The following is an 8890-nucleotide window of genomic DNA, read 5'->3' as shown; positions in this document are numbered from 1 at the left end:
ATGTGATAAAAACCGCAACAGACTTGTTTCTAATTCAGCTTTCTCCATTAAAGAATCACTGACTTTTACCAATTTTTTTATGATCCAAAGTCCGATTACTAAAATTAATAATCCAATGGCTAGTCGCACTCCAAATTCAATTGCTAGTTCTGTGTATTTTGCATAGTCAATCTGACTGATGTCTTCTGAAAAATCTTCTAATTCGTCCATTGTTTAAAATTATAGGGTATTGATATAAATAAATGCAATTGCCAATATTGCAGGGATAGATTGGATATAAAATATGGTTCGTTTTTTTAGGCTATAACTGCCGTAAATACCTGCTATGATAACGCACCAAAGAAAAAATAAAACTGCAGCATGATTTTCAAAGGTCCATGACCAGAGAATTCCTGCTGCTAAAAACCCATTGTAAAGACCTTGATTTGCCGCAAGAACTTTAGTTTTTTCTGCAAAATCTTTTTCAAGTCTAAAAGTTTTCATGCCCTTTGGTTTTGTCCATAAGACCATTTCTAGATATAAAAAATAGAAATGAATTAAGGAGACTAATAGTGTCAAGGCAGTGGTTAAGATTTCCATTAATAGTCAATTTTTATTTGGTTCGTAGCTTTTTTTACTGAAGAAACCGGAAGTTTGCAGGTCCCTTCAATACAAATATAAAGTAATGTTTCATTCTCAGAAAATCTATTTTTCAAAAGAGGTTCTTGACTATTCACTGTGCTTCCAGCGATGATTTTATTTGGGATGTAAATTTGGTTTAGCTCTTTTATTTTTTTCTTAGCTTCTTTACCTACGACTGCAACCTCATAAAAATCCGTTGTTAAGTTGCTGTATAATATCATCCAATTTGAGTAGCCAGAAGCATAAGCTGACATATCATTTACAACATTATTGAGCATTTGTTTGCTTGTGTTTTTAAACTTTTTGTTTTCAAAATAGAGTCCAAGTTTAAATAAGGAATTGGCAAGAATAGAATTAGAAGCTGGGATTACATTGTCGGTAACCTCCATTTTTCTGGTGATTAAATTTTTGTCCTCGTCGGAAGTGAAATAAAACATTTTTACTTCTTGGTTGTAGAAATGTTTAAAACAATATTCCGCTAAATTTTTTGAGATGTTCAGCCATTCTTGGTCTAGTGTGATTTCATACAAAGAAATATAAGCATCTATAACAGCTGCATAGTCTTCTAGATATCCATTGATATTGCTTGTTCCGTTTTTGTAATTATGATTCAAGCCTCCATCTTTTCTGATTTGTTTGTTTTTGATAAAATGCGCATTTTTTAATGCGATTTTTAAAAATTTTGGATCGTCAAAAACACGATAGGCATCAATATATCCTTTTAGCATTAGCGCATTCCATGAAGTCAGTGATTTGTCATCGAGCCTCGGTCTTTCTCTTTTAGCTCTTTTTTTAAGTAAGTTCTGTTGCCATGTTGCAACTTGACGCTCTAAATCATTGATACTCAATTTATGTTTGGCAGAAAACTCTTTATCTGTTGAGGTTCTGATCAGGTTGTAGGTATTGTTCTCCCAAAAACCATAATCATTGATGTTGTAATAGTCCGCGAATAATGAGAATTCTTTCCCAAGGATCTGCTGTAACTCCTTTTTAGTCCATACATAAAATGCTCCTTCTTCCAATTCGTCGTCTTCATTTTTACTGTCAGCATCTAAGGAAGAGTAAAAAGCTCCTTCGTTGTTGGTGAGTTCTCTTTCTACAAAGTCTAAGGTTCTGTAAACAGTTTCTTTGTAAAGTTTGGTTTTAGAAATTAAGTAGGCATCAGCATACAAACTCACAAGTTGTGCATTGTCGTATAGCATTTTTTCAAAATGGGGGATATGCCAATTTTTATCCGTAGAATATCTTGCAAATCCACCACCCACATGGTCAAAAATTCCACCAAGAGCCATTTTATTTAAAGTGTTATAAGTATAGTCAAGTAGATTTTTATTTTTGGTCTGAGTAGCAAATCTTAATAGAAAATGATAATTGTTTGGCATCGGGAATTTTGGAGCTCTGTTCGTACCACCCAAATTTCTGTCAAATTGTTGAGACCATTTTTCTACAGCTGAGCTAAGGGTGTCTTTGAGATAAACCGGTTTGGTTGTGTTTAAAGATATTGTTTCAGCGTCTTTTATTCCTTTGGTAAGATTGTCTGCATATTCAGTAATTTTTTCTGGATCCTTTTTATAGAAATCTGCAATTCGTGTAAGATTGCTCATCCATTCTTCTTTTGGGAAATAAGTTCCTCCCCAGAAGGGTCTACCATCAGGAAGAGCAACACAATTCAAAGGCCATCCACCGCTTTGAGTTAAAAGTTGAACGGCTGTCATGTATATTTGATCAATATCTGGTCTTTCTTCTCTATCGATTTTAATATTGATAAAATTCTCATTCATGATTTTTGCAACCGAGTCGTTTTCAAAACTTTCATGTTCCATCACATGGCACCAGTGACAGGCCGCATAACCCACAGAAATAAGAATTAATTTGTTTTCTTTTTTAGCAAGTGCTAGTGTTTCTTCATTCCAAGCATGCCAATTGACAGGGTTGTGTGCATGTTGCAGTAAATAAGGACTTGTCTCATGTATTAGAGCATTGGTATGTTTAAATTTTTTCGTACCTTTTATATGTTTTTGATTACAACTAATAAAAATTGCTATGACGATTAGTAAATTAAGAACTCTATACATTTATTTTTTAGGTTTTCACAAATATAACAAAAGCTTGTTCTATTTAGTAAAAAACGTTTATCGAAGGCAAAGAACGCTTCGTCGATGTTAAGCGTTACTTAGGCTAAAATTGAAATTTATAGAATGTTTTGAATCTATTTTTACATGAATTTAAAATCTATCAAGATGAAAACAAGATTACTAATCAATCAGATGAATTGGAAAATAAATATGATTTTATTTTTTTTTATCAGTTGTACTCTAAACGCGCAAGAAGAGCCTTTTAATTGTGATTACAATGCTTATCTTTTCCAGTACAACGATGTGTATGCGATAGATTTAGCTTCAGGAAGTGCATATGAAGTTGCAACGGATATAACACCAGGGAGAATCAATGCTGCAGGTTACAATCCCGCAGATGGATACATATGGGGGTATGTGTCTGAACCAGCTAATTCTATAGTTAGGATCGGTAAAAATTTTAATGTTTCTATATACGAAATTCCAGAGCTACCAAATGGAGGAAGGTATGTAGGGGATGTAAGTGCAACTGGTATTTATCATTTCAAAGGAGGTGGAACCACTTATTTTAAAGTAAATCTTGATCCGGAATCTGAAAATTATATCAAGTATGAAAGTACAAATACTTTATCCGAAAATATAAATATCCATGATTGGGCATTCAATGCAGTTGATGGAATGTTATATACTGTTGGAAAAGGAACGAATCATTTGTACCGTATAAATGGAGATACAGGTAATGTTGATGATTTAGGTGAAATTCCAATTTTAGCAGGATTGAATTATACCTACGGAGCAGTTTATTTTGATGCTTCTGGACGTTTTTATGTTTCAGCAAACCAAACAGGAACCATTTATATAGTTTATAATGTGCAGGACTTAGAACCTGGGGCTGCAATGAATTCAAATTTATTTGCATATGGTCCTTCAAGTGCAAGTAATGATGGTGCAAGATGTCCTACAGCTCCTGTACCGCAAGAAGATTGTATCAACGGAATTGATGATGATGGAGATGGATTGGTAGATTGTGATGACCCTTCATGTTCAGGTGTTTCAAGTTGTCCTGTTTTAGTTCCGGTAGTTTCAAGTGGGAACGACGGAGGTTTAGAAAGTAACGATAGGCTTTCTCAACAGATCAACCAAAGAAACTACATGAGAAGTAAGAATAGTTATAAATTCAGTAAGAAAAAAGCTAAGAAAGTTACCAAAGGGAGTGGTTATAAAATGGCGAAGTCTGCTAATAATTTTGGATTGATTGATTTAATACCTTTAGAAATCTTACCAGAAACAACCGCAATTGAGTCTTCTCCAATTGATTTGATCAATATGACAAATGCAAGTGAGTTATTTTCAGTTGATTATATAAAAGACAATGAAACAGTGGCTGTAGTATTAGCTAGTGTGACGGAAAATGGAGTGTACGAGCATACTAAATATATTTGTGATAGATTGTTAGGAAGCGAGTTGTTGTCTGTTTCTACGATAGAATTAAATGAAATTACCTTTATCAAATCAATAATTAAAAATGTAGATGGTTCGATTGAATTTGTCTTGAGTTTCTCAGGGAAATTAAATTCAGATGAAACTAGTTTTGAAATTGATAGCCATTGGAATATTGACAAATATACAGCAGACGCTCAATATTATAATTTCCAGATATGGACAAATAAAATTGATGATTTGGTGTTGTTAGGGGAAGAAGTGTTGAATTTGTTTGAGGCGCAAAAGCCAATTAGTCTGTATGATAACTCTGCTCCACCTCCGGTTTTTGTTAAAAAAGGTAAATATGTAAATGGTACAATAGAGTTAGAGTTGGTGAATACTAATTCTAGTAAGAAAATTCAATTTGATGCAGGGCTTAAAAGAACGGAAACCAGCGAAACTGAAAATATAAATGAAGAAATAAGTTTACAAGAAGGGTATTTAACAAGTATGACCTTAAATACTGGAGCTTTGTTTGATATTGGTTTTAGAATTCAAAATGATACAGGTGAAACTTCTGATGACTTATTTATGTCTGATGGTCCTTGGGGCTTAGACAGTTCTCAAGAAGGTACTGATGTTGAGAAATTTGAAATTACAGAAAACGAATCTAGCTACGAAGGGAATGGTTTGCGTGTGGAAAGAGATTTAAACTTTGAAGCGAAAGTAACTTCTTATGTATCTGCTTATAGAGCTTTTACACCGCGCTTTAAGTCTGTAAATTTATCTGATTTCAATGTTTTAGAGTTTGATGCGAGTGGAACGGGAGAAGTAGAGATAACTATAGTTAAGGAAAGTATAGAGGATTGGGCTGACCAATATAGAACGATTATTCCTTTGGATGGAACGTTTAAACATTATCAATTGCCATTGTCTTACTTTACATCAAAAGCATCAAAAGATTTGGTGTTGGATGATGCGGTTTCTATTGTCATTACTATGGCTTCTGATGGAGTTACTGAAGTTGAGAAAAAAGTAGATATGAAAAATATTTCCTTTGAGACTAAAGACGTGGAAGACTATACATTTACTAAAGATAAAGCTGTGGTTTTTCCAAACCCAATTGTTTCGGATGCTCAAATTAGTTTTTATACAGAAAGTTTATCCCAATGTAAGATCGAGATTTTTAATATTACTGGATCTCTGATAAAAACGATGCAGCCAGACACATCTCTTGGTTATAATCAAATGCAAATTACAAAAGAAGGTTTGAGTACTGGAATTTATTATTTAAAAGTAACGACTGATACTAAAAACTTTGATGCAGTGCAGTTGATTGTAAATTGATGCCATATAATTAATAAAAAAAACTCGCTAGAAATAGCGAGTTTTTTTATTTGTATTAATATATTTTAATTCCATTTGTATTTAAGAATTAACTCTATAGATGATGCGTTGTTAGAATCATATAGTTTTGATGTACTGATATCATAGCCTAATCCAAACCTAAAGTTGTTTTTGGTGCTCATTAATGCGTATAATGAAACAGATTCATCAACTCTGTAGTTAACCCCAGCTGTAGCCCTTTGATTAAAATCAAATGTAGTAAATACATCATAAGAAGTTGGAGCTCCTTCAACTACTCTAGCCATAATACCAGGAGTTAAAGTTGTTGATTTATTGAGAGTAAATATATATCCTCCTCCAAGATAAGTATGGAAGGCATTTAACGCAGCGATTGGAACATTCCCATCTTTTTCATATCGCTTCCCGTTTAGGAAATTGGGAGTAGATATGCTAATATAATAGTTTTGACTTTTTAAATGAAAACCGGCTCCTATCTGCGGGTTAAAAGCACTTTCGTTAGAGCCAAATAAAGGATCTAACTCAGGTGCACCTGCATTCGTTAAATCTATATTTGTGAAAGCTCCACCTGCCTTGATTCCAAAAGTTAATGATTCATTTTTTGTCAATTGAACTTTATAAGAAAAATCTACGGCTACATCCGTTTCAGCCAAAACAAAGACCTTGTCATTGATTATTGATACACCAATTCCCATATTATTTTTAAGGGGCTGAGAATAGGTTAATGTTTGAGTTTCTGGGGCATTTGGCACCCCTATCCATTGACTCCTGTAGGCTAAGCTAATTTCAGTGAACTCGTTGGCTCCTGCATAAGCAGGGTTTATAATATTCATGTTAAAATTATACATCGTAAAGTTAGGGTCTTGTTGAGCTTCTGTTTTTGAGATGTATAAAACAGTGAATATCAGACTTAAAAGTTTAAAATATTTCATTTTTTTTATTTTTTATTTGAATGATATATTGATTAATAATTGATGTAAATCCATCCCGAAACCATCTTCACTCCATCAACTTTTAAATCGATTGTGAAATAGTAAGCTCCTACAGGTAGTTTTCCATTTCCTATTGCAGCAGACGAAGTTCCGTCCCAAGTATTATCATAATTGTCTTTAGCATATACTAACCTTCCTGATCTGTTAAAGACTTTTACTGAGTTGTTGTCAAAGTTTTCAATGTCTCTAATTGTCCAAGTATCATTTATGCCATCCCCATTAGGTGAGAATCCATATTTGGTTTTTTCTGTGATCTGAGTAGCGTCTGCATAACCGTCGTTTTCGGCATCAGAATCACAAAAGTCTGGTATGTTGTCTAGATCACTATTTGTGGTAGAAACGATAATTTCAAATTCATCTGATGCGTTACTTGTGTTGTTAGAACTATCCGTTGCTGTTGCGGTTATGTTGTACTCACCATCTATTTGAACAGTAGAACTTAAATCTAAGGTCCAACTACCATTGCTATCTGTACTTACAGTTCCCACATTTGTATCGTTGATAAAAACATTTACTGTGCTTTCATTTTCAGCGGTACCTGTTATTACAAATGTGTTGTCTGCTGTTGCAAGAGTTGTCTCGGAACAAGTGTAGTCGGCAACTTCTACAATTACAGGACTATTTGGAGCTGTAATATCTGCTGTTGCAAAACTCCAAATGTCTTTGGTGTTAACGCCACTGAAATTATTGTCATAACTATCTTTAAACGCCGTGCCCTCAATCTCAACATAAAATGATGTTTCACTTGGGAGATCCGTTGTAGGATTAATAGTTACAACATTTGAAGCAACACTTACTTGTGTGCTAGTTACAACTATAGTAGCTATAGTGCTATTGTCAAGATGATCTTTTACTAGTATGTTACCAGTTCCTTTAACAATTTCTTCAGAAAATGAAATTTCCAAATTGCTGTGTGGTGCAATATTAGTAGATGTATGATTTGGTGTTATTGCTACTATTGTTGGAAGTACTGTATCGTCACTAGTAAAGTTCCAATCTGTTTTGTCGTTAAAACCAGTCCATCCATTTCCTGATAGATCTTCTATAGCTCCAACGGGCACTATTACATAAACTTGCGTTGTCTGTGGTAATTCTAAGGTTGGTGTGATTGTCACTTTTTGCCCTGTTACAGCGACATTTGCGCTTGATACGTCAATTGTTTCAAGTAATGTGTCGTCACTGGCTTTTTTAAGTAAAATATATCCAGAACCTTTTTGAATAGCACTATTAAAGCCAATTTCTAAATTTATCTCAGGATCTACTCTTTCAGTTCCAGTTGTTGGATTCGTATTTTCAGTAAGTGCCAATGTAGGTTCCTCTGTTAAAGTAGTGAAATCTTTTGCACCTCCATATAATTCTGATGAGGCTAAAGATTTATTTGATGTAAATATTCTAATCTTCCCTGAAGGAGTTTCAACAATGATATAGGTTTGAAAATAGTACTTGGTAAAAGAGTTCAAACCAGTGATGGTCATTTGAAAAGGACCGCTTACAGAAGTATCTGCTAGTTGAATTACATTAGTAGCTCCAATTTGAGGGTCCGTGTTTGTAGATGAATATACAACTCCTCTTTCAATAACATTTGCTTCAATTGAAATCTGACCTTCTATGATTACTGCTTTTGAAGAACGACGCAAAGCACCTGTTGTTAATACCAATGAGACATTAAATCTATTACTCACAAAAGAAAGGTCATAATTCCCACCTAAAGTTAGATCTCCGATGAGGATATCGTAAATACCTACAGAGTCTCCAGAGTTTCTAGTTAATTTTCCAGAAAATGTATCTCCACTAACCAAACTTCCTGAAGAGATTTGGTATGTGAATTCTGGATCATTTTCTCCAGATACTTTTGACTTTTCATCAGCAGTAATTGTAATCGCTCTTTTTGTAATCGATAGATTCGTTGGTACAAAAGTAATATCATAATTACTATTGCTTAAGGTAGAACTAATCGCATAAGTTCCCACATCTGTTCCTGCCGCTCTTGATAAACTTCCAGTAAGTACATCAGCTCCTTCTAAGGTTGCATTATAAGTAAGTGTAGGATCACTAGAACCATATACTTTAGATTTTGCTTCTGCAGTTACCGTTAATGCTTTTTTCGTAATTGTTAAGTTGGCTGGTACAAAAGTAATATCGTAGTTGCTATTTATTAATGTTGAACTAATCGCATAAGTTCCTACATCTGTTCCTGCCGCTCTTGACAAGCTTCCTGTCAGCACATCAGCACCTTCTAAAGTTGCTAAGTACGTAAGTGAAGGATCCGCTGCGCCATATACTTTAGATTTTGCTTCTGCAGTAACGGTCAAAGGTTTTTTTCCTATCGTTAATGTAATGTCCTTTGAGCTCGAACCATATATTCCATTTGCAGCCTGAGAAGCACGGATAGTAACGGTACCCGCATTTCCTAGA

At 34.2% G+C, this 8890-nt stretch carries 5 protein-coding genes and 1 pseudogene; 1 reads left to right on the top strand and 5 read right to left on the bottom strand.

Annotated features, from left to right (window positions below; translation table 11 throughout):
* The 3 genes and pseudogenes from P8H68_RS03300 to P8H68_RS03290 form a co-directional block, all read right to left on the bottom strand.
* A pseudogene (locus tag P8H68_RS03300) lies at positions 1-210 on the bottom strand (mechanosensitive ion channel family protein); the annotation flags it as partial.
* 9 nt (positions 211-219) lie between these two features.
* Positions 220-579, bottom strand: coding sequence for a DUF1304 domain-containing protein (locus P8H68_RS03295; RefSeq protein WP_300321565.1), 360 nt, complete (start codon positions 577-579; stop codon positions 220-222).
* On the bottom strand, positions 579-2696 hold the full coding sequence (locus P8H68_RS03290) for a thioredoxin domain-containing protein (RefSeq protein ID WP_300321563.1): 2118 nt from the start codon (positions 2694-2696) through the stop codon (positions 579-581). Before P8H68_RS03290 ends, P8H68_RS03295 begins: the two co-directional genes overlap by 1 nt.
* 165 nt (positions 2697-2861) lie before the next feature.
* On the opposite strand from P8H68_RS03290, the gene P8H68_RS03285 reads away from it, so the two are divergent.
* Complete coding sequence (locus P8H68_RS03285) at positions 2862-5465, top strand: T9SS type A sorting domain-containing protein (RefSeq protein WP_300321561.1); 2604 nt, start codon at positions 2862-2864, stop codon at positions 5463-5465.
* 65 nt (positions 5466-5530) lie between these two features.
* On the opposite strand, the gene P8H68_RS03280 is transcribed toward P8H68_RS03285, so the two are convergent.
* Together P8H68_RS03280 and P8H68_RS03275 are read right to left on the bottom strand one after the other, a co-directional pair.
* Positions 5531-6415, bottom strand: coding sequence for a type IX secretion system membrane protein PorP/SprF (locus tag P8H68_RS03280; RefSeq protein ID WP_300321558.1), 885 nt, complete (start codon positions 6413-6415; stop codon positions 5531-5533).
* Between the two features lie 32 nt (positions 6416-6447).
* A partial coding sequence (locus tag P8H68_RS03275; RefSeq protein ID WP_300321554.1) for an MBG domain-containing protein occupies positions 6448-8890 on the bottom strand: 2443 nt, incomplete at its 5' end.

It is taken from the genome of Flavicella sp. (assembly GCF_029238425.1).
In the GTDB taxonomy this organism is placed as follows: Bacteria; Bacteroidota; Bacteroidia; order Flavobacteriales; family Flavobacteriaceae; genus Flavicella.
Note: the sequence above shows the minus strand (reverse complement) of the source record. Positions and strands in the feature narration are given on the sequence as shown.

Coding starts and splice junctions, on each gene's coding strand:
- P8H68_RS03295 (WP_300321565.1), bottom strand. CDS start 579: ATGGAAATCTTAACCACTGCCTTGACACTATTAGTCTCCTTAATTCAT.
- P8H68_RS03290 (WP_300321563.1), bottom strand. CDS start 2,696: ATGTATAGAGTTCTTAATTTACTAATCGTCATAGCAATTTTTATTAGT.
- P8H68_RS03285 (WP_300321561.1), top strand. CDS start 2,862: ATGAAAACAAGATTACTAATCAATCAGATGAATTGGAAAATAAATATG.
- P8H68_RS03280 (WP_300321558.1), bottom strand. CDS start 6,415: ATGAAATATTTTAAACTTTTAAGTCTGATATTCACTGTTTTATACATC.